This is a genomic window from Sedimentitalea nanhaiensis DSM 24252, assembly GCF_000473225.1.
Lineage (GTDB): Bacteria > Pseudomonadota > Alphaproteobacteria > Rhodobacterales > Rhodobacteraceae > Sedimentitalea > Sedimentitalea nanhaiensis.
Genome location: NZ_AXBG01000002.1, coordinates 12,768 through 34,914 on the forward strand (window position 1 = coordinate 12,768; position 22,147 = coordinate 34,914).

Annotated in this window: 29 protein-coding genes; 18 read left to right on the plus strand and 11 right to left on the minus strand. The window is 60.9% G+C overall.

Annotated elements, in window-relative coordinates:
• Positions 1–2 precede the first annotated feature (2 nt).
• Together fdhD and NANH_RS0100295 are read left to right on the plus strand one after the other, a co-directional pair.
• On the plus strand, positions 3–827 hold the full coding sequence (gene fdhD / locus NANH_RS0100290) for a formate dehydrogenase accessory sulfurtransferase FdhD (RefSeq protein WP_027260262.1): 825 nt from the start codon (positions 3–5) through the stop codon (positions 825–827).
• On the plus strand, positions 817–1,035 hold the full coding sequence (locus tag NANH_RS0100295; protein WP_027260263.1) for a formate dehydrogenase subunit delta: 219 nt from the start codon (positions 817–819) through the stop codon (positions 1,033–1,035). Before fdhD ends, NANH_RS0100295 begins: the two co-directional genes overlap by 11 nt.
• 186 nt (positions 1,036–1,221) lie before the next feature.
• Here NANH_RS0100295 and NANH_RS0100300 read toward each other — a convergent pair whose 3' ends face one another.
• Positions 1,222–2,130, minus strand: coding sequence for a LysR family transcriptional regulator ArgP (locus NANH_RS0100300; protein WP_036049047.1), 909 nt, complete (start codon positions 2,128–2,130; stop codon positions 1,222–1,224).
• A gap of 94 nt (positions 2,131–2,224) precedes the next feature.
• Here NANH_RS0100300 and NANH_RS0100305 point away from each other — a divergent pair, with 94 nt between their 5' ends.
• Genes NANH_RS0100305 through NANH_RS0100315 form a run of 4 tightly spaced genes read left to right on the plus strand, consistent with a single transcriptional unit; the run spans position 2,225 to position 4,410 of the window.
• Positions 2,225–2,836 (plus strand): LysE/ArgO family amino acid transporter, encoded by a 612-nt coding sequence (locus NANH_RS0100305; protein ID WP_027260265.1) that lies wholly within the window; start codon positions 2,225–2,227, stop codon positions 2,834–2,836.
• 11 nt (positions 2,837–2,847) lie between these two features.
• Positions 2,848–3,135: a LysE family transporter gene (locus NANH_RS29735; RefSeq protein ID WP_211237065.1), complete on the plus strand. Its 288-nt coding sequence runs from the start codon at positions 2,848–2,850 to the stop codon at positions 3,133–3,135.
• The gene (locus tag NANH_RS29025; RefSeq protein WP_211237066.1) at positions 3,132–3,482 is read left to right on the plus strand and encodes a LysE family translocator; all 351 of its coding nucleotides are present in this window, start codon (positions 3,132–3,134) and stop codon (positions 3,480–3,482) included. The genes NANH_RS29735 and NANH_RS29025 overlap by 4 nt, the downstream gene beginning before the upstream one ends.
• A gap of 13 nt (positions 3,483–3,495) precedes the next feature.
• On the plus strand, positions 3,496–4,410 hold the full coding sequence (locus tag NANH_RS0100315; protein ID WP_027260266.1) for a dihydrodipicolinate synthase family protein: 915 nt from the start codon (positions 3,496–3,498) through the stop codon (positions 4,408–4,410).
• A 136-nt stretch (positions 4,411–4,546) separates the two neighbouring features.
• Here the strand turns inward: NANH_RS0100315 and NANH_RS27285 are convergent, their stop codons facing one another.
• The 3 genes from NANH_RS27285 to NANH_RS0100330 all read right to left on the minus strand — a co-directional run bounded on the left by NANH_RS27285 (position 4,547) and on the right by NANH_RS0100330 (position 6,193).
• Positions 4,547–5,026 (minus strand): SRPBCC family protein, encoded by a 480-nt coding sequence (locus NANH_RS27285; protein WP_051372163.1) that lies wholly within the window; start codon positions 5,024–5,026, stop codon positions 4,547–4,549.
• Positions 5,027–5,369: 343 nt separating this feature from the next.
• On the minus strand, positions 5,370–5,702 hold the full coding sequence (locus NANH_RS0100325) for a TfoX/Sxy family protein (RefSeq protein WP_027260267.1): 333 nt from the start codon (positions 5,700–5,702) through the stop codon (positions 5,370–5,372).
• A gap of 8 nt (positions 5,703–5,710) precedes the next feature.
• Entirely contained in the window at positions 5,711–6,193 is a 483-nt protein-coding gene (locus tag NANH_RS0100330; protein ID WP_027260268.1) for an SRPBCC family protein, read from the minus strand.
• 91 nt (positions 6,194–6,284) lie between these two features.
• On the opposite strand from NANH_RS0100330, the gene NANH_RS24930 reads away from it, so the two are divergent.
• Entirely contained in the window at positions 6,285–6,704 is a 420-nt protein-coding gene (locus NANH_RS24930) for a winged helix-turn-helix transcriptional regulator (protein WP_051372164.1), read from the plus strand.
• A gap of 97 nt (positions 6,705–6,801) precedes the next feature.
• Positions 6,802–7,341 (plus strand): recombinase family protein, encoded by a 540-nt coding sequence (locus NANH_RS0100340; protein WP_027260269.1) that lies wholly within the window; start codon positions 6,802–6,804, stop codon positions 7,339–7,341.
• Between the two features lie 2 nt (positions 7,342–7,343).
• On the opposite strand, the gene NANH_RS0100345 is transcribed toward NANH_RS0100340, so the two are convergent.
• The 3 genes from NANH_RS0100345 to NANH_RS0100355 are packed head-to-tail and all read right to left on the minus strand — an operon-like array spanning position 7,344 to position 9,234.
• Complete coding sequence (locus NANH_RS0100345; protein ID WP_027260270.1) at positions 7,344–7,832, minus strand: toll/interleukin-1 receptor domain-containing protein; 489 nt, start codon at positions 7,830–7,832, stop codon at positions 7,344–7,346.
• Positions 7,833–7,841: 9 nt separating this feature from the next.
• Positions 7,842–8,837 carry a caspase family protein gene (locus NANH_RS0100350; protein WP_027260271.1) on the minus strand — a complete coding sequence of 332 codons (996 nt, stop codon included), beginning with the start codon at positions 8,835–8,837 and terminating at the stop codon, positions 7,842–7,844.
• A 10-nt stretch (positions 8,838–8,847) separates the two neighbouring features.
• Positions 8,848–9,234, minus strand: a complete 387-nt coding sequence (locus NANH_RS0100355) for a hypothetical protein (RefSeq protein ID WP_027260272.1) — start codon at positions 9,232–9,234, stop codon at positions 8,848–8,850.
• A 209-nt stretch (positions 9,235–9,443) separates the two neighbouring features.
• Between NANH_RS0100355 and dcm the strand changes: the two genes are divergently transcribed.
• The 5 genes from dcm (at position 9,444) to NANH_RS0100380 (ending at position 13,486) form a co-directional block, all read left to right on the plus strand.
• Entirely contained in the window at positions 9,444–10,763 is a 1,320-nt protein-coding gene (gene dcm / locus NANH_RS24935; protein WP_074920782.1) for a DNA (cytosine-5-)-methyltransferase, read from the plus strand.
• Positions 10,763–11,236, plus strand: coding sequence for a very short patch repair endonuclease (locus NANH_RS0100365; protein ID WP_027260273.1), 474 nt, complete (start codon positions 10,763–10,765; stop codon positions 11,234–11,236). The genes dcm and NANH_RS0100365 overlap by 1 nt, the downstream gene beginning before the upstream one ends.
• Positions 11,211–12,434 (plus strand): type II restriction endonuclease, encoded by a 1,224-nt coding sequence (locus tag NANH_RS0100370; RefSeq protein WP_245601334.1) that lies wholly within the window; start codon positions 11,211–11,213, stop codon positions 12,432–12,434. The genes NANH_RS0100365 and NANH_RS0100370 overlap by 26 nt, the downstream gene beginning before the upstream one ends.
• A 192-nt stretch (positions 12,435–12,626) precedes the next feature.
• A complete protein-coding gene (parA, locus tag NANH_RS0100375; RefSeq protein WP_027260275.1) occupies positions 12,627–13,277 on the plus strand; it encodes a ParA family partition ATPase in 651 nt (216 codons plus the stop codon).
• A complete protein-coding gene (locus tag NANH_RS0100380; protein ID WP_027260276.1) occupies positions 13,277–13,486 on the plus strand; it encodes a plasmid partition protein ParG in 210 nt (69 codons plus the stop codon). The genes parA and NANH_RS0100380 overlap by 1 nt, the downstream gene beginning before the upstream one ends.
• A gap of 17 nt (positions 13,487–13,503) precedes the next feature.
• Here NANH_RS0100380 and NANH_RS0100385 read toward each other — a convergent pair whose 3' ends face one another.
• The 4 genes from NANH_RS0100385 to NANH_RS0100400 form a co-directional block, all read right to left on the minus strand.
• A complete protein-coding gene (locus NANH_RS0100385; protein WP_322786771.1) occupies positions 13,504–14,667 on the minus strand; it encodes a replication initiator protein A in 1,164 nt (387 codons plus the stop codon).
• A 424-nt stretch (positions 14,668–15,091) separates the two neighbouring features.
• Positions 15,092–15,637 (minus strand): hypothetical protein, encoded by a 546-nt coding sequence (locus NANH_RS0100390; protein WP_027260278.1) that lies wholly within the window; start codon positions 15,635–15,637, stop codon positions 15,092–15,094.
• Between the two features lie 18 nt (positions 15,638–15,655).
• A complete protein-coding gene (locus tag NANH_RS0100395) occupies positions 15,656–17,311 on the minus strand; it encodes a type IV secretory system conjugative DNA transfer family protein (RefSeq protein WP_245601335.1) in 1,656 nt (551 codons plus the stop codon).
• 11 nt (positions 17,312–17,322) lie between these two features.
• Complete coding sequence (locus tag NANH_RS0100400; protein WP_027260280.1) at positions 17,323–17,613, minus strand: hypothetical protein; 291 nt, start codon at positions 17,611–17,613, stop codon at positions 17,323–17,325.
• A 643-nt stretch (positions 17,614–18,256) separates the two neighbouring features.
• Between NANH_RS0100400 and mobQ the strand changes: the two genes are divergently transcribed.
• The 5 genes from mobQ to NANH_RS29165 all read left to right on the plus strand — a co-directional run bounded on the left by mobQ (position 18,257) and on the right by NANH_RS29165 (position 22,137).
• On the plus strand, positions 18,257–19,546 hold the full coding sequence (gene mobQ, locus NANH_RS0100405) for a MobQ family relaxase (protein WP_027260281.1): 1,290 nt from the start codon (positions 18,257–18,259) through the stop codon (positions 19,544–19,546).
• A 35-nt stretch (positions 19,547–19,581) separates the two neighbouring features.
• Positions 19,582–19,863, plus strand: a complete 282-nt coding sequence (locus NANH_RS0100410) for a hypothetical protein (RefSeq protein WP_027260282.1) — start codon at positions 19,582–19,584, stop codon at positions 19,861–19,863.
• Between the two features lie 36 nt (positions 19,864–19,899).
• Positions 19,900–20,772, plus strand: coding sequence for an endonuclease NucS domain-containing protein (locus NANH_RS0100420; protein WP_139236610.1), 873 nt, complete (start codon positions 19,900–19,902; stop codon positions 20,770–20,772).
• A gap of 461 nt (positions 20,773–21,233) precedes the next feature.
• Complete coding sequence (locus NANH_RS29160) at positions 21,234–21,644, plus strand: ArdC-like ssDNA-binding domain-containing protein (RefSeq protein WP_245601336.1); 411 nt, start codon at positions 21,234–21,236, stop codon at positions 21,642–21,644.
• Positions 21,595–22,137, plus strand: a complete 543-nt coding sequence (locus NANH_RS29165) for a zincin-like metallopeptidase domain-containing protein (RefSeq protein ID WP_245601337.1) — start codon at positions 21,595–21,597, stop codon at positions 22,135–22,137. The genes NANH_RS29160 and NANH_RS29165 overlap by 50 nt, the downstream gene beginning before the upstream one ends.
• Positions 22,138–22,147 lie beyond the last annotated feature (10 nt).

The window sequence follows — 22,147 nt, forward strand, 5'->3', positions numbered from 1 at the left end:
GCATGAGAGCGCACCGCCTCACCCAAAGCGTGCCGGGCGTCACCGTCCGGCACGAGGGGATGCATGATATCCGGCGCAGCCTCCCCGAAGAAACGCCGACCGCGCTGGTTTTTGACGGGACCACTGCGGCCGTGATGATGGCCAGTCCAAGCGATATCGAGGATTTCGCCATGGGCTTTGCCCTGACGGAGGGGTTCATCCGCGGCCTCGAGGACGTGATGGATTTCGAGGTGGTAAGCCACGCGCATGGTATCGAAGCGCGGTTCTGGCTTGCACCCGAGCGGGCCGAGGCGGTGCATCGGCGCCGGCGCAACGTGCTGGGGCCGGTGGGCTGTGGTCTATGCGGCATCGACAGTCTCGAGCAGGCTTTGCGTCCCCTGCCGGTGCTGCCAGAGGGAGGGCTGCGCGTCAGCTGCTCCACAGCGCGCCAGGCTACCGACGCGCTGCGCGCGCATCAGCCGCTGCACGACCAGACCCGCGCGGTCCATGCCGCCGGGTTCATGAATTCTGGCGGCGTCATTGGGCTGGCGCGCGAGGATGTCGGGCGGCACAATGCGCTGGACAAGCTGATCGGCGCGATGCTGCGCGGCGGGATCAACCCCGCCACCGGTGCCATCGTGCTGACCTCGCGCGTGTCGGTCGAGATGGTGCAAAAGACTGTCATCGCCGGTTGCCCTGTGCTCCTCGCCGTGTCGGCCCCCACCGCCCATGCGCTGCGACTGGCCGAGGGCGCGCGCCTTACGCTGGCCGCCTTTGCTCGAGGCGGCAGTTTCGACATCTACGCGCACCCCGAGCGCATCCAGACAGGAGCCTGCCATGCAGCCTGATAAACTGGTCATGATGGCCAACCAGATTGCCACCTATTTCGCCACCCAGCCCGGCACCGATCAAGCCGAACGCGTCGCGGCCCATCTCAATGACTTCTGGGAGCCGCGGATGCGCGCAAAGCTATCGCACCATTATGAGAATGGCGGGACAGGCATGTCACAACTTGCGAGAGAAGCGATGGCATTCATTCGAGTGCCTGCGGATTAAATTTGTGAGGCCGTCTGGTTCCATGCAAAGGCTATTCTAATGGAAGATGGGTTTTCATCCAAAACGGGTCGTTTCCGCCAGTGACAAAAACGGTTGAGTTCTGACAAGCACGCTCCTGACAGAAAACCTTGAAGGACGCGCCAACCGCTGTCCGCAGTGCGGACAAAAGCTGCCGTCGGTGGAGCGTCAAGATAGCGAGCTGAGTTCGCGCCGCGCTACCGAGAGGATAGACCGGGACAACTCATGAAGCTGGTTGGCAGCCAGTCGGTTGATCTGCCAGAACAGGTGCCGCTCCAGCAGCTTTCCGGGGAAAAGCTCGACGAGCTCACCGCGCTCGAGGTGGGGCCTTGCGAGCTGCACCGGATTGAGGGCCCACCCCATGCCGGCGAGGCTCGCCTCGAGGAAGCTCTGCGTCGATGGGAGCCAATGGGTGGGGAATGACATGTCGTGCCCGAATACCTCCCGCGCCCAGGCATTCTGGAGCCGGTCCTTCTGGTTGAAGGTGAGCGCTGGCGCGCGCTGGAACGCCTCCTCCGTGAGGCCATCCGGGAAGTATCGGGCCACGAAGTCGGGGCTCGCCGTCGCTTGGTAGCGGAGTGAACCGAGGGGCGTGACACGGCATCCTTGGACGGGGCGTTCGAGCGAGGTAACGGCAGCAAGCACTCGGCCGCGCCGGAGCCAGTCGGCGGTATGGTCCTCATCGTCTATAGCCACATTTACGAGATAGTCGCTGGCCTTGGTGAAGGACGCGATGGCTTCGAGAAACCAGGTCCCGAGGCTGTCGGCGTTGGTGGCCACGTTGAGGGTCACCCGTTGCCCGGCATCTTCCGGCTCAGAGAGCTCGGGCAGCTGCGCCATAAGGTCCTTTTCGAGCATCCCCACGCGGTCCATGTGCCGGCAGAGCGCAAGACCCTTGTCCGTGGCGGTGCAGGGCGTCCCACGCTCTATGAGCACCGCGCCAAAACGCTCCTCGAGATGCTTGATGCGCTGCGAGACGGCCGACGGGGTCACATTGAGCGACGCGGCCGCCCGTTCGAAGCTGCCGGTCCTGACGACAGCGGCTACGGCCCGGAGCGCTGCGTAATCCACCGCCATTTAGCTTACCTTCATCCGCATCAGGGTCTTTAATTTGTCTAATCGCCTGCAACAGCATAGTCCACGGCCATTCTTTCAGAGTGGAGGCCAGCACATGGATCTCGCAGTCTTCTTTACCGGCATGATGATGAGCCTCAGTCTTATCGTGGCGATCGGTGCCCAGAACGCCTTCGTTCTGCGGCAGGGGCTGCGGGGCGAGCATGTCCTGGCAGTCTGTCTCGCTTGCGCGATCTCGGACGCGATCCTGATTACCGTGGGGGTGACCAGCTTCCGGACCGTCTCCGAATGGTTGCCCTGGCTCGAGCCCGTCATGCGCTATGGCGGCGCGGCCTTCCTGACTTGGTATGGCGTGAAGAGCCTCATGTCCGCGCTACGGTCGAAGGAGGCGTTGGCCGCAGATTCCTCGCTGCCGAAGACCGACCTCTTCCACACGCTGGTGGCCTGTCTCGCCCTCACCTGGCTGAACCCGCACGTCTATCTCGACACGGTGGTTCTTCTGGGAACCATTTCCACCCAGTTCACCGGCAGCCAGGGGTCCTTTGCTGTCGGCGCGGTTCTCGGGTCGTTCGTTTTCTTCTTTTCCCTCGGCTACGGTGCCATAAAGCTGCGCCCGGTGTTCGAGCGGCCGACGGCCTGGCGCATCCTCGAGACGCTCATCGCGATGGTGATGTGGATCATCGCCTTCAAGCTGCTGGCCGGAACCTGAGAGGACACGCGATGGACAACATCAACCACCTACTCGTCGTCTTCACCGCCTACGTGATCGCGGCCGGAAGCCCCGGTCCAAGCACCCTTCGAATCATGGGCGTGGCGATGAATCACGGTCGGCAGGCCGGGCTGGCGCTGGCCGCGGGCGTCATCTCCGGATCGCTGTTCTGGGGGCTGTCTGCGGCCACCGGTGTGTCCGCCTTGCTCGCGCGCTACGCCGAAGCCTTGATCGTCCTGAAGATCCTCGGCGGCCTATACCTGCTCTACCTCGCGGTGCGCGCGCCCGAAGCGCGATGACGCCCGATACCGCGATCTCATCCGGAGCCGCCCAGACCGAGACTGCTCCGTCCTCCGTGGCGCTCTATCGTCATGGATTGATCATGCATCTGGCCAATCCGAAGGCCGTGCTGGCCTGGATCGCCCTCGTCACTCTCGGTCTCGGCGCCAAGGCATCTTGGCATGACGTGGCCACCATTCTGGTAGGCTGCGCGATCCTGAGCGTGACGATTTTCGGCGGCTACGCGCTCGTGTTCTCGACGGCACCGATGATCCGCCTCTACCGGCGCGCCCGGCGCGGGATCGAAGGCGTCCTGGCCGTCTTCTTCGGGTTTGCCGGCCTTCGCCTGCTCCTGTCACGCGTCTGAAGGAGATGCTCCCATGACCCTGTTTACTGGCCTGTCGGCGTTCCCCCTCACGCCCACCGATGATGAGGGGCAGCCGAAGCCTGAGCTACTGCAACACTTCCTCGAGCAGATCGTGACAGCTGGGGCGGACTCCATCGGACTGCTCGGCAGCACCGGCGGATACGCCTACCTGACGCCGGAGGCGCGCAAGCGCACGCTGCGGGCCGCCGTGGAGTGTGCGGCGGGACGGACGCCGCTCATCGTCGGTGTCGGTGCCCTCACAACCGATCTCGCCGAGGACCTCGCGCGCGACGCCAGGGAGGCCGGTGCAGACGGCCTGCTTCTCGCGCCCATGTCCTACCAACCGCTGACCGACGAGGAGGTGTTCCGCCATTTCGAGGCCGTCGCTGCGGCCGGCGGACTCCCCCTGTGCATTTACAACAACCCGGGCACCACGAAATTCACCTTCAGCCCGGACCTGATCGCGCGACTGGCCGAGCTTCCGAACGTGATCGCGGTGAAAATGCCTCTGGCTGCGGACGGCGACTATGCAGGCGAGATGCGGCGCCTGCGGGCCATGACGCCGGAGGACTTCGCCATCGGCTACAGCGGTGACTGGGGCGCGAAGCACGCGCTGCTCGCTGGTGGCGCCTGCTGGTATAGCGTGGTGGCCGGTCTCCTGCCGGAACCCGCACTCGCGCTAACCCGTGCGGCCCAGGCGGGGAATGCGGCCGAAGCCGAGCGTATCGACCACGCCTTCGCTCCCCTCTGGGCGCTCTTCCGGGAGTTCGGCAGCTTCCGGGTGATGTTCGCTATCGCGGAGAGCCTTGGATTTGGACCTATAACGCCGCCGCGCCCGATCTTGGCACTTGAGCCAGCATACCGCGAAAGGGTCGAGTTGGCGCTGCGTCCGCTGTTGGACAAAAACCTATGGTCACAACGGGTGTGACAAATACGGTCGTTATTGCCGATGACAGAAAGGGTTGAGTTTTGGCGCATCCTGCGCTGCGGAGAAGGTCTGGAGTGAGCCCTTTTTGCAGTTCACTGCACATAGCGCGAAGGGCCGCAGTCCATCTTGGTTCACTTCACGGCGATTCTGCATCGGACAACTCAGTCTCAGACCGTTTCGCCCGCATGTCCGCAAGCATTTGAACGCGCGGTTCATGCCGCTTGCGATACAGAAACCGTGCCCAGAGCGCGAAGGCCCATGACATCCAGCCCGCGTCGATTTCAATGACGTCGCGCAGCCTGGATCCTGACTGCTGCGGTTCCACGGTCAGAGTGTGACGCCACGATTTGACGCCTGCGCCCTTTTCAGAAGACCGCAAAATCATTGCTTCGTCGTCGCATTCCAGGACTTCCATGAAATACGGCTGAGGCGGTAACTTCCCGAACAGCGACACCTGCACGGTAATTCTCTGGCCTTGGTATACGCGACCGCTCGGCAACCCTTCGAAGCTGACAACCCCATCCATGATTTCCCTGAGTGCATCGAGGTCCGTTGCCAGCGCCCAGACCTCCTTCGCCGGTGAGGCGTATTCATGTTCGAGGATGACAGTCTTCACAGTCGCTCCTGTGGTTCAAAAAGCTATCCCTGCTTGATTGACCTAAACCAAACATCTGCGCAACCGCAGCGAAAGCCAGCTCTGTCCCGCACACCGGACACAAACCCAGTGGCAGAACCTGCACGCCAAAGACGGCCGTTTTTGGCCGCTCTCCCTGCCCCACATCAGATCAGTCACTTAGGTTAGGCAAAAACCCCCGGCAAAACCAATCTAGTTTTGACAGGTTTTTGCCCGTAGTGTTGCGGAATTGGGCAGAGACCGGTGTGCGGGACAAGGCGGGCGCACGCTGCATTCGTTCAAATGACTGTTTTTTGTTTCTGGGTGAGTGGAAATGGTCAGTTTCTCATTTTGCTGGCAGTGTGGCGACGAACTTGCGTCCGCGCGTGATCCACCGCTTCAACTCATCCTCGGTCTCAATGCCTGGCGGATCGACCAGAACAAACCCACGCGGCCTGCGCCCGCCGGACATCTTCATCGGTCGCACATGATCTTGCCCCAGGGCCGCCTCATAGCCGTCGCGCCCAACCCTGACCATGAGCGCGTCCCCGGTTGCACCGCAGCACATATTGCCTCCAACCATGAAGCAAATCGCGCCCATCATCTTCTGTTCCCGCAGATCGCCCACATCCGACAAGGCACTTCGGACGCGGGAGGCAAGGGCTTCATCATAGGCCATTGCGTGGTTCAGTCTCTCTCGGCCGAGACGATTTCCCGCAACCGGACCAAGCTGGTTTCCCAGCCCGCGCGGGTCTTTTCGCGAACGTCCTCGTTCGGCAGACCAGCATGGCGCAGGGTCAGGCGCACGCCATCCGCCTGCTGTTCAATATCATAGGTTAGCGTTGCGGGCTCGATGGGCGCGCCCACGGGCTTCCATGTGTGCGCGAGTCTGCGCGGCTCATCCACGACGGTGAACGCGCCTTCCAACTGATAGGGTTGGCCACCACCGACACCCGCCGCAGCCCATCGACCGCCCGTCCGGACGTCGCCGGTCCATTCCTGTGTGTTGAACACGCCCGGCCGGACCCACCAGTTGCAGACTTCCTTTGTGGACAGCGCCCGGAACAGACGTTCCGGCGTGGTGTCGAAAACCGCCGAGGCTTCGACATCGCCCGTTGCCGGGTCTGTCGTGGCCGTAATCTTGTGGTTGAGGCTTGCTGTCTCAGTCATGAGTGATCTCCTTTTCACCATTGATTACAGGCTACATTGGGTAGTACGATTTCGTAAATACGGACAAAAACGATAGCATGGAGATTCTTTCATGGCACTGGATGACGACACCCGAAGGGGACCGGAAGTCTCCTTGCTGACCGGCCTCGACATGAGCCACATCACGCTCTGTCCGGCTATCGCGTTCAATAAGATCGTGGGAGGCCGCTACAAGCTGCACATCCTGTGCGTCCTACATCGCGGCCCGCAGCGTTTCGGAGAGATCGGGCGGTCGCTGGTGAAGGGCGGTCTGGGCAAGCCAGTCACGCCGCGCATCCTCAGCCGCGAACTGAAGGGCATGACCGAAATGGGACTATTGCACCGCAAAGAATATCCGGTAGTGCCGAAGAAGGTAGAGTATTCGCTCGCGCCACGTGGCAAAGCCTTGCTGCCGATCCTGTCGGAAATAGTCCGTTGGGGCGCGACTGGGGCGCACGAAGACATTCTGGAAATCTCGCAGACCGGACAGTAACTGCGCCGTAGAAATTTTGCAGCTTCGGGCTCACTGAGGGCATCTTCTGCGCTGCGACGATCTGGACAAAACCCCACCTTTCTGACCAGATCGCGGCATGATTATCGGATATGCCCGCGTCAGCACTGACGACCAGAACCTCGATGCCCAGACCGACGCGCTGGCGGCGGCCGGAGCTGGCAGGGTTTTCGCGGACAGGATCAGCGGATCGAAGCGCGAACGGCCCCAGCTGAACAAGATGCTCGATCAGCTCCGCGACGGCGACGTGGTGACCGTCACCAAATACGACCGCTTGGCCCGGTCCCTGAAAGACCTTTTGGAGATCGTGGAAACCATCGGCGAGCGCGGTGCCGGCTTCCGGTCGCTGGCCGAGGACATCGACACAACGACGCCGGCCGGCCGTCTAGTGTTTCACGTCTTCGCGTCCATCGCGCAGTTCGAGCGGGAGCGAATTTCCGAGCGGACCAGAGAAGGCCTGGCCTCCGCGCGCAAACGCGGTCGGATCGGGGGCAGGCCCCCTGCCCTATCGCCCGCTCAGAAGGACGAGGTGCGCCGCATGAGGGACGAGGAACACCGTTCAGTGCCCGAGATCGCGCGCCTGTTTAAGGTCAGCGAGAGAACAGTGCGGCGGGCTTAGAGCTACCGGATCGCAGCTCTGAGCTGTTTGTGGAAGTCCAGAGCCTCGGATTTCCTGACCTGCATTCGACGGTCTTCCGTCAGAACATCACGCATCCGGCGGTTCAGAGCTACTTCTGTCTGTTTGGAATACTCACAATAAAGATCAATGTGACGATCCGTATGGAGCGCAGGCCATTTTTCGAGATAGCTGGGCAGAGAAACGTGAGTTTCGGAGTAGCTGGCCATGCGGAAACCCTTTTCCGATCCGACCCCGATTTCCCACGGCACCCACCATGAATCTTTTGTCTGCGAGGACACCACAGCGATCAGTTGCTGACACTGCCCCATGCGAGACAGAAGAAGATCAGCGAGATCGGGCCCATCCTTCACCAGTGCATCGTCAATGGTATCGAGATAGGTTTCCAGCCCATTGACGCGGACTCGCCGGGCAACCTTCTCAGCCAAAGCGGCATCAGTGTTCTTGTGAGATATAAATACCTTGCTCGGCATGACCGCTCCTCAGATCTTCTTCTTTTCGGCCAGTCGCCGATAGTGCGCGCCGGTTGCCGTAAGGCGGCAACCGCCCGAAAATACAGCTGTGTGCCACATGTATTCATGATCAGTCGGAGTGATCAGGCCATGCTGGTGACATTTCTGAAGCTCACGGTAGATGCGAACATTGTCTTCATCGACCGGAATGCCTTTCAGGCGCTCGGCTTCCTCGCCACGATCCGGTTCGAAAGAAGGATCGAGTTTGAGCACATGTGATGCGGTCGGGAAATACTTTGGCAGACGCCGCAGAATTTCCTTCGGCACTTTCGGGCTGACCTCACGCAGGCTGATGAAGCTCTGGACATTCGCCTTGTAGATCGGACGCTGTTCCCAGGCCCCGAGTGTCTGATCGACATGCGCGTAGAGCGACGCAGGCGTGACACGCCCGATCACATCGCTGGCAGCGCCTCCCAGGCCGTCAATCATGATATCCGTGAATTTTCCGTGTCCGTTCGTCTCCGCTGCAAAGCCTTTGCGGTGACAGGCAGTCAGGATGGTGACGCCGTTGCCGATATGCGAAACGGCTCCACTGTCCCCCAATCCGGAAACCTCTCCGGCGAACCCTGACTGGCAGCTATCCAGAAGTATCACTGTCGATTTGATCCGAGGATGTGCCTTGTTGGCCTGCTGAAGTACGCCGCTGAGGCTGACGCCCCAGTTCGGATTTCTACCATCCTGGGTGACGAGATACCCGTTGTTGGTTTCCTCATCCATGATCCCGTGCCCGGCAAAATACAGGACGACAGTGTCCGCATCGCCAGTGAACAGCTCACCGATAGCCTCGTGCAGTTCTGCGCTCGTAACCGGGCCTTCGGAGCTGATGATGCGCCGTACGTCAAAGTTCGGAGAACCGTCGCCGTTGGCTTCCAGAAGCGCAGCGAGTTCCACCGCATCGTTCACACAGCCGTTCAACTCGTTGGGCGGATCATAGTCGTCAATGCCGACGATCAGAGCTTTTTTCATGGTAATTCTCCTAGCCCAACCGGTTCAGGAAGCTGACGACATTATCTTCCGTCCAGAGATTCACCCGTCGCCCGCTGATCACGGACGGCAAGGTGCTCAGCTTTCGCTCAGGTGCGCTGTAACCATGGATGAGCATCAGGGGGATGTTCTCTTCAATCGCGCACTTCAGCTCCCAGAGCTGGCCGTCTGCTTTGGGCGTGTTCGATGTCACGATGCCGATCATGCCCCTGCAAGTTTTGATCCGCTGACGGCAGTTGGTTTTCCAGCTGGAGGACCACGGCTCCTTGACCGAGTAGTCCGTGAAGTCGATCAGGGTGCGCGCGTTCCGCTTCTGCCCGACGAGAAAATCCCTCAAACTTCGATCTTCCATCGCAAAGCTGATAAATACGCGCGCCATATCAATTCCTTCTACATTCTGCGTCAGATTCGTTCGCTCCCACGACATGTATCATGGTGGGCACAAGCACAAAAGTAGAACATTTATGCCGTCTTTGGTAATCGCATGTTAGGACAAAAAGTGAACAAGTAGCAGAAACAGGGTTCCCAAAGCCACTGGGACGGATTATGACATGTTGTCAATAACCAACACAGAGCAGGGGCAGGCACATGAACGCGCATCCACGGACAGAATTTGCGGAACTGATGGAGCGCGCCGGTCTCGACATTGATGCCGCAGCCGATCTGCTGGGCGTGAGTGACCGCACGATCCGGCGCAACATGAAGGGTGAGGGCAAGCGGATCGACCGGCTCCGGCTTGAGAAGCTGCGCCAGACCGCCGATGCACGCTGCACGGGCGAGCGGCCCGAGGGGTTCCGGTTCATCGACCTTTTCGCGGGAATAGGCGGCCTGCGCCTGCCCTTCGAGGCCATCGGTGGCCGGTGCGTGTTCACGGCCGAGTGGGACCGGTTCAGCCGGGAGACCTACAGCGCCAATTTTCCGGAGCCTGCCGACAGCGAACACGTCTTCGCAGAGGATGTGCGTCCCTTCGCGGACGCACCGGAGACAATCCCGGCCCATGACGTGCTGCTGGCCGGTTTTCCGTGCCAGCCATTCTCGATTGCCGGTGTAAGCAAGAAGAACGCCCTTGGCCGCCCCCACGGCTTCCTCTGCGACACGCAGGGAACGCTGTTCTACGATCTGGCCAAGATCATCGACCACCACCGACCCCCTGCCTTCCTGCTGGAAAACGTGAAAAACCTTGAGCGCCATGACGGTGGCAAGACCTTCGCCACGATCATCCATGTGCTGGAGAAGGAGCTGGGCTACCGCGTCTTCCACAGGGTCATCAGCTCGACACCCTGGGTGCCCCAGAAGCGGGAACGCATCTTCATCGTCGGCTTCAAGGATCACAGCGTCGAGTTCGACTTCGACCAGCTCGCCGTGCCGGAGGGTGACGGCCCGACGCTTGGCACGATCCTCGATAGGGACGTTGATCCGAAATACACGCTCACCGAACACATGTGGAAGTACCTGCAGGGCTACAAGGAGAAGCACCGCAGCGCCGGGAACGGGTTCGGGTTTTCGCTGTTCGGGCCGAAGGACGTGGCCCGCACCCTGTCCGCCCGCTACTACAAGGACGGCTCCGAAATCCTGATCGAGCAGAAGAACAACCGGCCGCGCCGTCTGACACCGCGCGAATGCGCGCGCCTGATGGGGTTCGAGAAGCCCCGGCAAACGAACTGGAAAATCCCCGTCTCCGATACGCAGGCCTACCGCCAGTTCGGTAACGCCGTTGTCGTGCCGGTCGTCAATGCGGTCGCACAGCTCATGCAGACGCGGATCGCGGAGGCGATGGAGCTGGACGGGCGGGATGTTCCCGCCGCTATACAGCCTGCACTGCCACTGGACGAGCGGCGCGCCTACGCCGCAAGCGAAATGCCCGCCGAACATCTGGAGATGCTGGAGGCGTCGCTGGCGAACGCGTAATGCCTGCTGATACCGTTTCCAGCGCCGTCCGTAGTCGGATGATGGCGGGCATCGGAGGCAAGAACACCAAACCCGAGCTGGCGATCCGCTCCGCGCTTCACAGGCGTGGATTCCGCTTCCGGCTGCACCGCAAGGACCTGCCGGGCAGGCCCGATCTTGTGTTCGCGGGCCGGGGTGCCGTGATTTTTGTTCATGGCTGCTTCTGGCACGGTCACGACTGCCACCTGTTTCGCTGGCCGAAAAGCCGTGAGGACTTCTGGCGCGACAAGATCGGGGCGAACATCGAGCGCGACCGGCGGCAGCATCAAGCCCTGACCGAGGCGGGCTGGCGCATTGGCACGGTCTGGGAATGCGCGTTGAAGGGCAAGACCCGCCTGCCCTTCGACAGCGTTGTCGATCAATGCGCCATATGGTTGAAATCGGATACAAAAACGCTGGAGGTGAGCGGTGATACAACGCGGGCAACTGTCTGACTATTTCGAGGGTGTCGGGGTCAAGCGCCTGTCTGCCGTGGACGCCGAGCCTAGACGATCTAACCAGCACGAGGTGAATACAACGCCCCAAATGCGGAACGATTTTCTAGGCGCCACACAGCACCAGAAGTTTCCCGCGATCTACATCTGGCTAGGAGGCGATCAGGAAGGCTTTACCGAAGAGAGCTGGGCCACGCACTACGACACACGCCTCAATAATCCGGATCGTTCGCCGGAATGGCGACTCTACTACCCTTCAAACCCCGTGACTGAGGCCATGAAGGCCGGAGACACCCTGTTCCTTGCCAAGGACCAAGGCGGGGTTCTGTGGTTCATTGTGGCACCGGAGGGATCGACCAGCGAGCAGCAACTTTTCTGGCTGTTCGGCTTGCGCCCCGAGGGCAAGTCTTTCGTATCCCGCGAGTTCTCCGACGAAGAGCCCGAGCTGGATTTTGCCGCCCGCTTCATTCTGGACGAGATCGGCATCGAGTTCGAAGAGCCGGAAGCCGACAAACTGGACAGCATCATCGAGAAGTACGGCACCACGTTCCCGAAGACGGCCGAGTTTTCCGATTTGGCCCGCCTCACCCTGCCCGAGGTCCGTGCCGAGGACGACCCTGACGCGGCGCTCATTACCTGGCTGGACCATGAGGAGGCTCTGTTCCGGCGACTTGAGCGCAGAATAGTGTCCTCACGGATCGAGGCCGGGTTCCTGAACGACGAGGGCACGGACGTTGACGGCTTCATCAGCTTTTCCCTGAGCGTCCAGAACCGGCGCAAGTCCCGCATGGGGCATTCACTGGAGAACCATTTGGCGGCGGTCCTGCGGGCGCACGACATCCGGCATGTCCGGGGGGCTGTGACAGAGCATAATCATAAACCGGATTTCCTCTTTCCCGATCTGGAAACCTATCAGGCAGCTCCGGCCGAGGGAGACCCCCGCCTGACCATGCTGGGAGCCAAATCCACCTGCAAGGACCGCTGGCGGCAGGTCCTGGCGGAAGCCGAGAAGATCAGCCGGAAGCACCTTCTGACGCTGGAGCCGGGGATTTCAGAGCCGCAGACGGACCAGATGGAGGCGTCCAGCCTTCAGCTCGTGGTCCCCTCCCCTGTTCACGGCAGCTATACCGAAGCGCAGCGTAGCTGGCTCTGGTCTGTCGGCGATTTCATCGACGAGGTCAGGGCGCGACAGGGGTAGCTTTAGCACGCCCATGGCATTCATGCTGCGTCCCTGCCCTATACTCTCCTCAAATGAGCTTTTGAGTAAATGAGTGACGCGTCTGTCACTCCCTTTCTTGCGGATGGATACCGGGCATCGGCTCTCACCAAACTTGCCGCGTCTCAAATACTCAGTTACACTTTTGAGTAAATACACAAATGAGGCAGAGCAATGAGCATAATTTCCGTCCTGAACCCCAAAGGTGGCAGCGGCAAGACCACGATCAGCACCAATCTGGCCAGATCGCTGCATGAGCTGGGCCATTCCGTTCTGATCGTGGACAGCGATCCCCAAGGTAGCGCCCGTGACTGGCACGCAGCCAGCGAAGACAACCCTATTGAGCTGGTGGCGCTGGACCGCCCCAACAACGTCAAGACACTGGCCAGCATGGCGGCAAACTACGACCATGTGGTGATCGACGGCGCGGCAAAGCTAGAGGACATGATCGCAGCCTGTATCAAGGTCAGCGATTTTGTTCTGATACCGGTTCAGCCATCGCCGTATGACATTTGGGCCGCATCTGATCTTGTCGAGTTCATCAAGGCGCGGCAGGAGGTCACGGACGGATCGCCGCGCGCGGGGTTTGTGGTTTCCCGGATTGTGGAGGGAACTCGGCTGGGCAGTGATGTGCGAACCGCGCTGGACGACTATGCCTTGCCGGTCTGTGAGACGACTATAACACAACGCCAAGTCTATCCTCAGACGGCATCGGAAGGGCTGACCGTATTCGACGCCGACAATGCGAAGGCAAGAGCGGAGACCACGGCGCTGAGCAACGAGATACTGTCAATGCTTGCAGCCGCGAAACGGGAGGTCGCGTGATGGCCCTTTCCGCTAAACGTCCAAGCCGTGGCGACGAGGCCCGCAAACGCATCCTGCACGAAGTCACCGGGACGACTGAGAAGAAGAAGCGCCTCAATGCCGAGATCGAGGAGTCGCTTTATCGCAGGATCAAGATGAAGGCAGTCGAGGAGGGCCGGTCAATCTCCGACATCACACGTGATCTCTGGTCTGAGTATTTAAGTAAATGAGTAGTTGAGTAATTACTCTACCAACCGTTGCGACCGCGTTTCTTGAACCAGCTTTTGCAGAAACCGAGGAACGCGGCGTCCGGGTTCTTCGGGGGATTTTGCTGTCTGGCGGCGTAATTCCGCCACTCTCCGACCAGAACCTTTATGTCCCATGTGGGAGCCAGCTCCCGCGCTCGTTCCAGTGTGTCGGGCGAGAGGGGCAGGATGTAGCCGCCGGTCAGCCTGTCCTGTTCGGGTTTGGGAGCATAGTTTTCCAGAAATTCCGGTTTTGGCGTTACCGTGAGAATGTCGGCATCCATTCTGAAGGCATAGTCCGGCATGTGGTTGTGTTCCTGATCAGCCTTGCAGATGGCTTTGACAAGCCGTCGAAATTCCTTGTCGGAGGATGTGGAGCCGGTTCGGTCCTTCAGCTTGTCCAGACCGCATTTCCACTCCGGTTGCATGCCGCATTGCTTGCGAGCCAGCTCATACAGACGGCGTTCCAAGGGCTTGCGGAGCTGGAAGTAGCGGCGGTTCAGCGTCAGGACGTCATCCCCGGCGATGGCGTTGAAGACCCAATCGGAAAGGGTGACTTCAAGATCGAGCATCCGGCCGTCACGGGTTTCGCGCACAATGCGATAACGATCTATCAGGCTGAAACCGTCGATCTGTTCAACGCCGCCCGTGGTGATGTTGGTTTCGATCTGCGTCCCCTGGAGACGTTCCAGTGCGGCTTTCAGGCCGCTGTAGCCGGTTCCAGCCACAGGACGATTCGTCGCGACGAGAAGATCATATGCCTTGAACCGAAGGGTTCTGTGAACCTGTTTGCCGTCATTCAGAGCCGCCATCACCTGCGAGATGCAGTAGATCAGCACATCACGATCATGGACAGTTGCGAGACCGATCATGTTGGGCCTGATCTCCACATAGCTCTTTCCATCGGCCGCCACGTAGCGCCGTTTCTTGGTGTCAGGCTTAGTCGAAAGGGTGAAGATCGGGTGCGCCATCGACGCCATGTCACCCTTGGGCGCGGCATCGAAGATATCGCAAACGAAGAAATCCCCTTGTGCATGTCGCAAGGGGAGGAGAGGCGTTCGATCCGGTTTCGTAATTTCACCCACCATCCATGCACTATTCGTAATTTCACCCACCGAGGCAAGAGGTTCGTAGTACCACCCACCGGCAGGTTTTCGTAAGATCACACACCATCTTTCGTAAGATCACACACCCCTTATCGTAAGATCACCCACCAAAGGCTCAAATGAGGCCAAATTAAAGTATATTTTTCAATGCTATAAACGAAAGTGCGATTCGCGTAACACAGAATCTAACACATATATAACACCCAACTTCCCGGACTGAGCCGATCTGTTAGCCGTCCAGCTCCCAGCGTCCTAGCAAGAAAACGCCCCTCACCTTTGCAGGGGAAGGGCGCTCGGAGACATCTCCGTTCACGGCCATCGGCGTCCCCGCCTGTACCGCGAAGACATCCTATCACGACATCTTTGTTCCACAAATATCCCGGAGGTGAATGCCCCTTCGGGGCAGAGGAGGCAGAGCCTCCTGGTCGCCTGCGGCGACTAAGATGCTTAGAAAAGGGCAAAGCGGCAGGTCGGACGCGATGCCTTACTCTTGGTAGAACACGCAGGCATTGACGCCGGTGGAGGTCGCCGTCCACGTCGCCCCGATCAGCGCGCATGCGGTGGGGGTGCTGGCCAGAAAACGCGGAAGCGTCACCGTCAGCACCAGAGCCAGAACGATACCGCCCAGACCAACCCACGGAAGCCAGCGTCTGTCCTGCCGTTGTTTTTCGCGAAGGTCAGCAATCAAGCGCAGCGTGTCGGAATGGGCCGTCGTGGTTTCCTGAAACGATGCGTTTGACCTTTCAACGCCGCTCAACAGCGTTCCAGCCGCCTTGTTCAAACGATTAAGGCTGTCAGCAATCCGGCCATCGACGGTCTGGCCGATCAGCTCGCCATATTTTTTTGGGTTGGTCTGATCCCGTGCCGCGAAGGCCGCGATCCGCGCCTCTGTCGAGACCTCGATCTGTTTCTTCGCAACCGTGGTCAGGCCGTCGATCCGGTTGGACATGCTGGCAACGGCTGTGGCCATGAGATCAAGGGTTTCGCGCAGCTCGTCGTCGCGCGGGGCAGGGGAGGGGGTGTCAGTCATGGCGGATCATCCTTCGGATCACTGGTCCTGCGGGACGAACAGCCCCTTGAACTCGGGGTCGGCGTAGTAGCGCAACTTTTGGGCCAGGGCCGAGGGCTGGCCCTGGACGCGCAGGAGCTGCAAGTCAGGCGGCATCTGCATGATTTCATCGGGGGTCAGCAGATCGCGGCCCGTGAGGTTGTTGGAAAAGCTGGGATTGTCGCCCGGCTTGTAGCTGTCGGTCTGGAACCCGGTGGTTTCCTGGCCGATCATCTGGCTCAGCCATTTGGCGGTCTCGAAATCATTCACGCCAAAGACCTGTTGCACCCCGGCATTGGCGATGAAGGTGCCCGCCCGCTCGCCATAGAGGTCTTTGAGCTGGCTCATGTCCTGCAGGATCGGCCAGAGCTGGAGACCATAGCCCGCCATCAGCCCCATGGCGCGCTCCACGGCCTCCAGGCGGCCCAGGGCGGCAAATTCATCGAGGAGGAAGAGGGCAGGGGCCTTGAGGCGCTGAGAAGCGCCCTGAGCGCCTACAGAGGCTTCAGCGTCCGGTGCGATGTCCTGGAGGGCCTGAGAGACCAGAAGGCGCAGCCAGCGGCTGTAGGCGTCCATCCGGTTCGGGGGCAGCACCAGAAACACGGAGGTGATCCGGTGGCGCAGATCGGAGAAGTGGAAGTCCGACCGCGATGTCACTTTCGCAATGCGCGGACTGTCCAGAAAGTGGGTGTGACGCTGCGCGTTCGACAGGACCGAAGCGGCTTCGCGATCCGCCTTGCCCAGAAACCGGTTGGCGGCGCGGGCAATCAGCCCGCCTGCCGCATCGCTGTCCTGCATCAGCTCCAGCAGGGCGCGCAGTTTTTCCGGGGGCAGGGTGAGATATTCCCGGACAGTCGCCAAGGTCCGGCGGTCGCGGTCCTCATGGCAGACGCAGAACATGATCAGCCCGCCGAGGATGGCCTTGGCTTCCTCGTTCCAATGCGCTTCCGTGACCTGCCCCGGCGGGTCCATCACCAGCGCCTCTGTCAGGGAGGCGGCATCCTCGCCCAGATCGAGGCTGTCCGGTGTCAGCCGGTCGAGCGGGTTGTAGGCGGCTGACGGCATTCCTGACACCTCGAAGGGATCGAGGACATGAACCGTCCCGAACCGCCGCCGGGCTTCCCCGGCAATCCGGGCATTCTCGCCCTTGGGGTCGATGACCAGGACGGAGCGCTCCACGGCCAGCAGGTTGGGGATCACGGTGCCGACGCCTTTCCCGGCCCGTGTCGGGGCGAGGGTGATCAGATGGGCGGGGCCGTCATAGTGCAGCAACCGCCCGGTGTGCGGATTGCGCCCAATCAGAAGACCGGCATCTTTGTGCCCTCTGGCCCGCTCCAGCTTCTTCAACTCTTTGCGGTTCGCAAACCGCGCCGAGCCGTGACTGTCGCCGGTCAGTCCGAAGAAGGCATCGGCTCCGGAGGTCTTGCGCCAGTATTGGAACCCGAAGACTGCGCCGACAAAAATGAAGGGGCCGAACACAAGCCACTGCCAGGCGCTTTCGCCGGGTGGTTGATCGAAGAACGCGAAGATGAACGGCGTGGCGACGACCGCCCCGATCATCGCACCCAGGCACATGGCTCCGATCAGCCATCCCAGCAGAATGGGGGTGAAGATCAGCCGACCGAAAAACCGGAACAGACCACCAAAGAGGAGCATCGCTCCCCGCATCAGGACGACCCGTCAGCATCGGGGGCAGGGGAGGGCGAACCGGAGGGAGCCGACCAGTCCGCGAAGGCCTTGCGGTCCTGTTCACGGGCGAGGTTGCGGATCAGCCGGTCAAGCATCGCGGCAGCCCCGGAATCCCGTTCCGCCAGATCGAGCAGAGCGCCGCCCAGGATCACCTTGCGGCGTGTGTCAAGTTTGCGCTGTTTGGTGGCTTCCCGATTGCGGATGCTCTGGAGCCGTGCCTTGGCCTGAGCATAGCGCTTTTCCGCTTTCTCCAGTTCTGTTTCCGCCATCTGCCTGTCCCTACGCTTTAAAAAGTGATTGGTTGAGGTTGTTCTTGCCAGATCGACCGATAGCGCTTACCCGTAGGCCTGTAAAGGACAAGGGCGCACTTATGCAAACTCTTCACCTACGGTTTCGAGATTTGCGTGCGATCTCTCTGGGGCAAAGCCCCGGCCGATGGCCATCCCCTTCGCCGCGTGCCGCCGCGACATGGAAGGGCGCGCCGCCCCTTCCAAACCATCCCAGCCCAACCTCAGCGGTTGGATCGCGCCCCGCAACATCGCGCCAGCGTCTCGCCCGATGCCCCACGGTGGGGGCCGGTCTGCCGCTGGCGTCTCCCTTGCGGGAGGTTCGTGTCGTCGGACCTGACGGTGCCGACACGAACCGGGTTTGCCCCCGGCAAACCGCCAGTGATCTGTCCCCATATCCCGCCCCCCATGAGGCTGGGGATCTGGGGGCAGATCACTGGCAAGCCCGCGCCTCAGAAAGCCGTTGGCTCGCCTCAAGCGGGCTGTCTTTTCCCCTCAGACCGCACCGGTTTCGGGCGCACTCTTGCGGAGAAAAGACGGCTGATCCGGTGGCCAATATCGGGGTATCGGCACGGATCAGCTCCGGCGCGTGGGCGCGTTTGCATCACGGGCGAGGGGAGGGCGCATGGCCAGCTACCACCTCTCCGTGAAGACGATCAAACGCAGCGCCGGGCGCTCTGCCACGGCGGCAGCAGCCTACCGTGTCGGGGAGCGCATCGAGTGCCAGCGCGAAGGCCGCGTCCACGATTACACCCGCAAGCAGGGCATCGAGGAGACTTTCATCCTGACCCCGAAGGACGCCCCGGACTGGGCCACGGATCGGTCTCGCCTCTGGAACGAGGCCGAGGCCAGCGAGACCCGCCGCAACTCCGTCACCGCCCGCGAATGGGAGCTGGCCCTACCCTCCGAGGTCAGCGCTGAGGACCGGTCCCAGATCACCCGCGACTTCGCCCAGGAGCTGGTTAGCCGCTACGGCGTGGCCGTTGATGTGGCGATCCATGCGCCACACCGCGAGGGCGATCAGCGCAACCACCATGCCCACGTCCTGACCTCCACCCGCAAGCTGGAAGCCGGGGGCTTCACCACTAAAACCCGCGTGCTCGACTCCGCCAAGACCGGCGGTGTCGAGATCGAGCAGATGCGCGGTCTCTGGGCCGAGTTGCAGAACCGCGCGCTGGAGCGTGTCGGCGAAGTCGAGCGTGTCGATCACCGGTCGCTTGAGAAGCAGCGCGAGACGGCGCTGAATCGTGGCGACAAGCTGACAGCCGAGGAGCTGGACCGCGACCCCGAGCTGAAGCTGGGGCCAGCGGCCAATTCCATGGAGCGGCGCGCCAAGGTGATGGCCGAGCGTCAGGGCCGGGAATACGTCCCCGTCACGGAACGCGGGGCCGTGGTCCATGCCGCCCGCCAGGCCCGCGCCGCTTTCCGCGAAATGCGTGAGCGGCTGGAGGTGGCGCGGGAGACCTATGGCATCGAGCGCGAGGCGGGGCAGGGCCGTGTTTCCGCCGGTCTGGCGGCACTCAGAGCCGCGACCTCGAAAGAACGCGGCGAACGCAATCCGGAGGACTTCCGGGAGCGATTGGCGCGCGTCGTGGGCCGGTCACAGGATCAGGATGACACGCCGAAACCAGAAGGCCGCAATTATGCGCGGGAGCGGCTGAAAGAAATCATGGAGAAGGCCGCCGGGCGCGATGGCCAGTCGGCGGTTCACAAGCTGGACGGTCACAGCGAGTATGATCTGGGCGAAGACACTGGGCGCGAGGCGCGCAAGCCGTCAGTGAACGAGCGACTGAAGGACGTGCTGAACAAGCCGCGTGAAAAGCTGGAGATCGACGACGAGCGCGAACAGGAGCGCGGTGACGACGAGAACGAAAACACGCGGGACAGGGATCGTGGTGAAGGTCACAGCCTGTGACGCAAGCCGATGACACAACAGAGGAGACTGATCGGATGTATGAAGTATTCAACGTGGGCAAGACGATCTTGCTGGACGGAAAGCCGCTATCGCTTGTGACGCCCGCAGGTGTTGAAGGCTGGATCGAGAGGGGCATTCCGCACAGCTACCGCTATGATCAGGTGCGCGATCCGCTTGACGGCCAGATGAAGTACCGCTGTCTCTATGAGAAGGACGGGGCGGATGTACCGTTTGTCCTGGTTAGCGATCCGGACGGTGGCGACGGGAGGGTGATCCTGTTCGATCAGAAGCCCGATGCGCAGCCCTTGCACCTGTGACCGCTGCCGCATGACAAACTGTATGGAGGAGGCCTGGTGCTCAGGGCATATTCAAATGGGATCAAGGTTGAGGAGGTAGAGGGCGGCCTTCTCGTGCGACAAGGTGCAGAGGCCTATGTCGCCCGGAATTGGCGTCTCACTCCACCAGTTGAAAAACTGATCGAGACTGCATTCAGGAGCGGTTTGGAATGCATGATCCGCGATGATCATCCGCGCCAAAACGCGCGCTGGCCGAACCCAAGGGGAGTCGTCTATCTTGCGTTCTCGCCGGGGCCGGGCGTGCAATGGTCTCTTGCAATCGACACTTTCCGAGCGGGGAAGGCTGACTACGGACACGCCGTCTTCAATGGAAAGTATCACGAGCAGTTTGTTGCGGCAGGAATTTCCTTTGTCTTCGAAGGACGCAACAAAACAGCAGGCCATCTCGTTGTAACGCGTGAAGATGTAATCCCGACGCTTGAGGCGCTATCTGGTTTCGACCACTCAGTTCTGGCCCTCAATCGTAGCGCGCATGATGGTGCAGGTTTCACAACAGAATATGTGATTCAGCGCGAGATACTCACTAACTGGGATCAGATGCCTTGGAGTTCACGCTACGATGTTGTGCAAGACGAATACCCCGTGGACGGCGGTCTTACTTCGCGCCGGATCGACATTCTCGCCCGAGACCGAGTGACCGGCGACTGGCTCATTATCGAGTTGAAACGGGCCGAAGCGAAGCCCGAGGCTGTCCGCCAAGTGGCTGACTATCTGCTCGCACTCGGCAAGCAGGACAAATTTGCACATGGTCGGCTCGACGGGGTGCTTGTGGCCGAGCGAATTTCGTCAGCTGTTCGGACACTGGCCAAAGTTGAAGGAGTAGCGGCTTACGAAGTCAGCTGGCCCCTCAATCTGGTCCGCGCCGTTTGATTCAAAGAAACTAACCTGTCCGCCTTTCTTGCATTCGGCAAAAGCATGTCCTGTAGTCTCGATAGAAATCCAGTGATCCCGGCAGATGCCGGTCTCGCTTTGAGCGACAGACAGGGCAGGGGATCGACGGGCTGACGCCCGCTCACCCCAACCCTGACAGTTTCCAAATCCTGTTGATCCGCCTGCCATCCTGACAGGTCCGAGAAAACCGGCAAGCGCCGCCTACGGCGTCGGTTCCGGTCGAGAATTCCGGCTCCTCCCACGCGCAGGCGCGCGGTTCCCTCCCAAATTCACGCCCTCCACCCAGTTGTCACGGCCCCGCCAGGCCGCAGGACGGGCTTTGCCCTTACCTGCTCTGCCCTTCGGAATGCATGGGCATTCCAAAGATCAGAACAGGAAGGCCCGCCCATTGGCGGAAAGGGGAAGAGACCCGGCCCGCGTCACTCGAAGGAGGGTCACAAATGACCGCAGAGAAGTTCGACGTTTATTCCCATGTCACAAATCAGATCATTGCGCAGATCGAGGCGGGGACGCCGCCCTGGCGCAAGCCGTGGACCGGTGGCGGGGTATCGGTCAGCTTGCCGGAACGGTTCAACGGCGAAGCCTATCGGGGTATCAACATCCTGATGCTTTGGGCCACGGCGATGGCGAAGGATTACAACTCAGCCCGCTGGATGACGTTCAATCAGGCCAAGCAGCTTGGAGGCCATGTTCGGAAGGGCGAGAAATCCGCCACGGTCGTGAAATACGGCACCGTCGAGCGCGAGGACGAGAACGGCGAGGAACGCCAGATCCCCTATGCCAAGGCCTACCGCGTGTTCAATGCAGACCAGATCGAGGGCTTGCCCGCTGAATTCTACATCCTGCGCTGAATTCTACATCCTGCCCGACCCGCCCCGTGATCTTGGCACTGAGGCCGACCCCGAGCTGGAGGCGTTCTTTGCCGCGACTGGCGCGCAGATCGACGTAACCGAGGAGCCGCGCGCCTACTACAACATCAAGACTGACCGCATCCACATGCCGCCGATTGGCACGTTTCACCGGGCCGCAGGATATTACGGTACCTTGGCGCATGAGCTGACCCACTGGACAGGGGCGACAAAGCGGCTGGACCGTTTGGGCAGGTTCAATGACCGCAAGGCCTACGCCTTCGAGGAGCTGGTCGCGGAAATCGGAAACTGCATGCTTTGCGCGCAGATCGGCGTGGAGCCTGAATTTGATCAAAGCGCGGCCTATGTCGAAGGATGGCTTGAGGCGATGAAGGAAGACAACCGTGCGATTTTCCGCGCCGCGTCCGAGGCGCAAAAGGCCGCGGATTACATCATGGATCGCACCGCGCAGGCCGAGCGGATGGCTGCTGAGTAAAAGTCCGCAC

Coding starts and splice junctions, on each gene's coding strand:
- fdhD (WP_027260262.1), top strand. CDS start 3: ATGAGAGCGCACCGCCTCACCCAAAGCGTGCCGGGCGTCACCGTCCGG.
- NANH_RS0100295 (WP_027260263.1), top strand. CDS start 817: ATGCAGCCTGATAAACTGGTCATGATGGCCAACCAGATTGCCACCTAT.
- NANH_RS0100300 (WP_036049047.1), bottom strand. CDS start 2,130: ATGGCGGTGGATTACGCAGCGCTCCGGGCCGTAGCCGCTGTCGTCAGG.
- NANH_RS0100305 (WP_027260265.1), top strand. CDS start 2,225: ATGGATCTCGCAGTCTTCTTTACCGGCATGATGATGAGCCTCAGTCTT.
- NANH_RS29735 (WP_211237065.1), top strand. CDS start 2,848: ATGGACAACATCAACCACCTACTCGTCGTCTTCACCGCCTACGTGATC.
- NANH_RS29025 (WP_211237066.1), top strand. CDS start 3,132: ATGACGCCCGATACCGCGATCTCATCCGGAGCCGCCCAGACCGAGACT.
- NANH_RS0100315 (WP_027260266.1), top strand. CDS start 3,496: ATGACCCTGTTTACTGGCCTGTCGGCGTTCCCCCTCACGCCCACCGAT.
- NANH_RS0100325 (WP_027260267.1), bottom strand. CDS start 5,702: ATGGCCTATGATGAAGCCCTTGCCTCCCGCGTCCGAAGTGCCTTGTCG.
- NANH_RS0100330 (WP_027260268.1), bottom strand. CDS start 6,193: ATGACTGAGACAGCAAGCCTCAACCACAAGATTACGGCCACGACAGAC.
- NANH_RS24930 (WP_051372164.1), top strand. CDS start 6,285: ATGGCACTGGATGACGACACCCGAAGGGGACCGGAAGTCTCCTTGCTG.
- NANH_RS0100340 (WP_027260269.1), top strand. CDS start 6,802: ATGATTATCGGATATGCCCGCGTCAGCACTGACGACCAGAACCTCGAT.
- NANH_RS0100345 (WP_027260270.1), bottom strand. CDS start 7,832: ATGCCGAGCAAGGTATTTATATCTCACAAGAACACTGATGCCGCTTTG.
- NANH_RS0100350 (WP_027260271.1), bottom strand. CDS start 8,837: ATGAAAAAAGCTCTGATCGTCGGCATTGACGACTATGATCCGCCCAAC.
- NANH_RS0100355 (WP_027260272.1), bottom strand. CDS start 9,234: ATGGCGCGCGTATTTATCAGCTTTGCGATGGAAGATCGAAGTTTGAGG.
- dcm (WP_074920782.1), top strand. CDS start 9,444: ATGAACGCGCATCCACGGACAGAATTTGCGGAACTGATGGAGCGCGCC.
- NANH_RS0100365 (WP_027260273.1), top strand. CDS start 10,763: ATGCCTGCTGATACCGTTTCCAGCGCCGTCCGTAGTCGGATGATGGCG.
- parA (WP_027260275.1), top strand. CDS start 12,627: ATGAGCATAATTTCCGTCCTGAACCCCAAAGGTGGCAGCGGCAAGACC.
- NANH_RS0100380 (WP_027260276.1), top strand. CDS start 13,277: ATGGCCCTTTCCGCTAAACGTCCAAGCCGTGGCGACGAGGCCCGCAAA.
- NANH_RS0100390 (WP_027260278.1), bottom strand. CDS start 15,637: ATGACTGACACCCCCTCCCCTGCCCCGCGCGACGACGAGCTGCGCGAA.
- NANH_RS0100395 (WP_245601335.1), bottom strand. CDS start 17,311: ATGCTCCTCTTTGGTGGTCTGTTCCGGTTTTTCGGTCGGCTGATCTTC.
- NANH_RS0100400 (WP_027260280.1), bottom strand. CDS start 17,613: ATGGCGGAAACAGAACTGGAGAAAGCGGAAAAGCGCTATGCTCAGGCC.
- mobQ (WP_027260281.1), top strand. CDS start 18,257: ATGGCCAGCTACCACCTCTCCGTGAAGACGATCAAACGCAGCGCCGGG.
- NANH_RS0100410 (WP_027260282.1), top strand. CDS start 19,582: ATGTATGAAGTATTCAACGTGGGCAAGACGATCTTGCTGGACGGAAAG.
- NANH_RS29160 (WP_245601336.1), top strand. CDS start 21,234: ATGACCGCAGAGAAGTTCGACGTTTATTCCCATGTCACAAATCAGATC.
- NANH_RS29165 (WP_245601337.1), top strand. CDS start 21,595: ATGCAGACCAGATCGAGGGCTTGCCCGCTGAATTCTACATCCTGCGCT.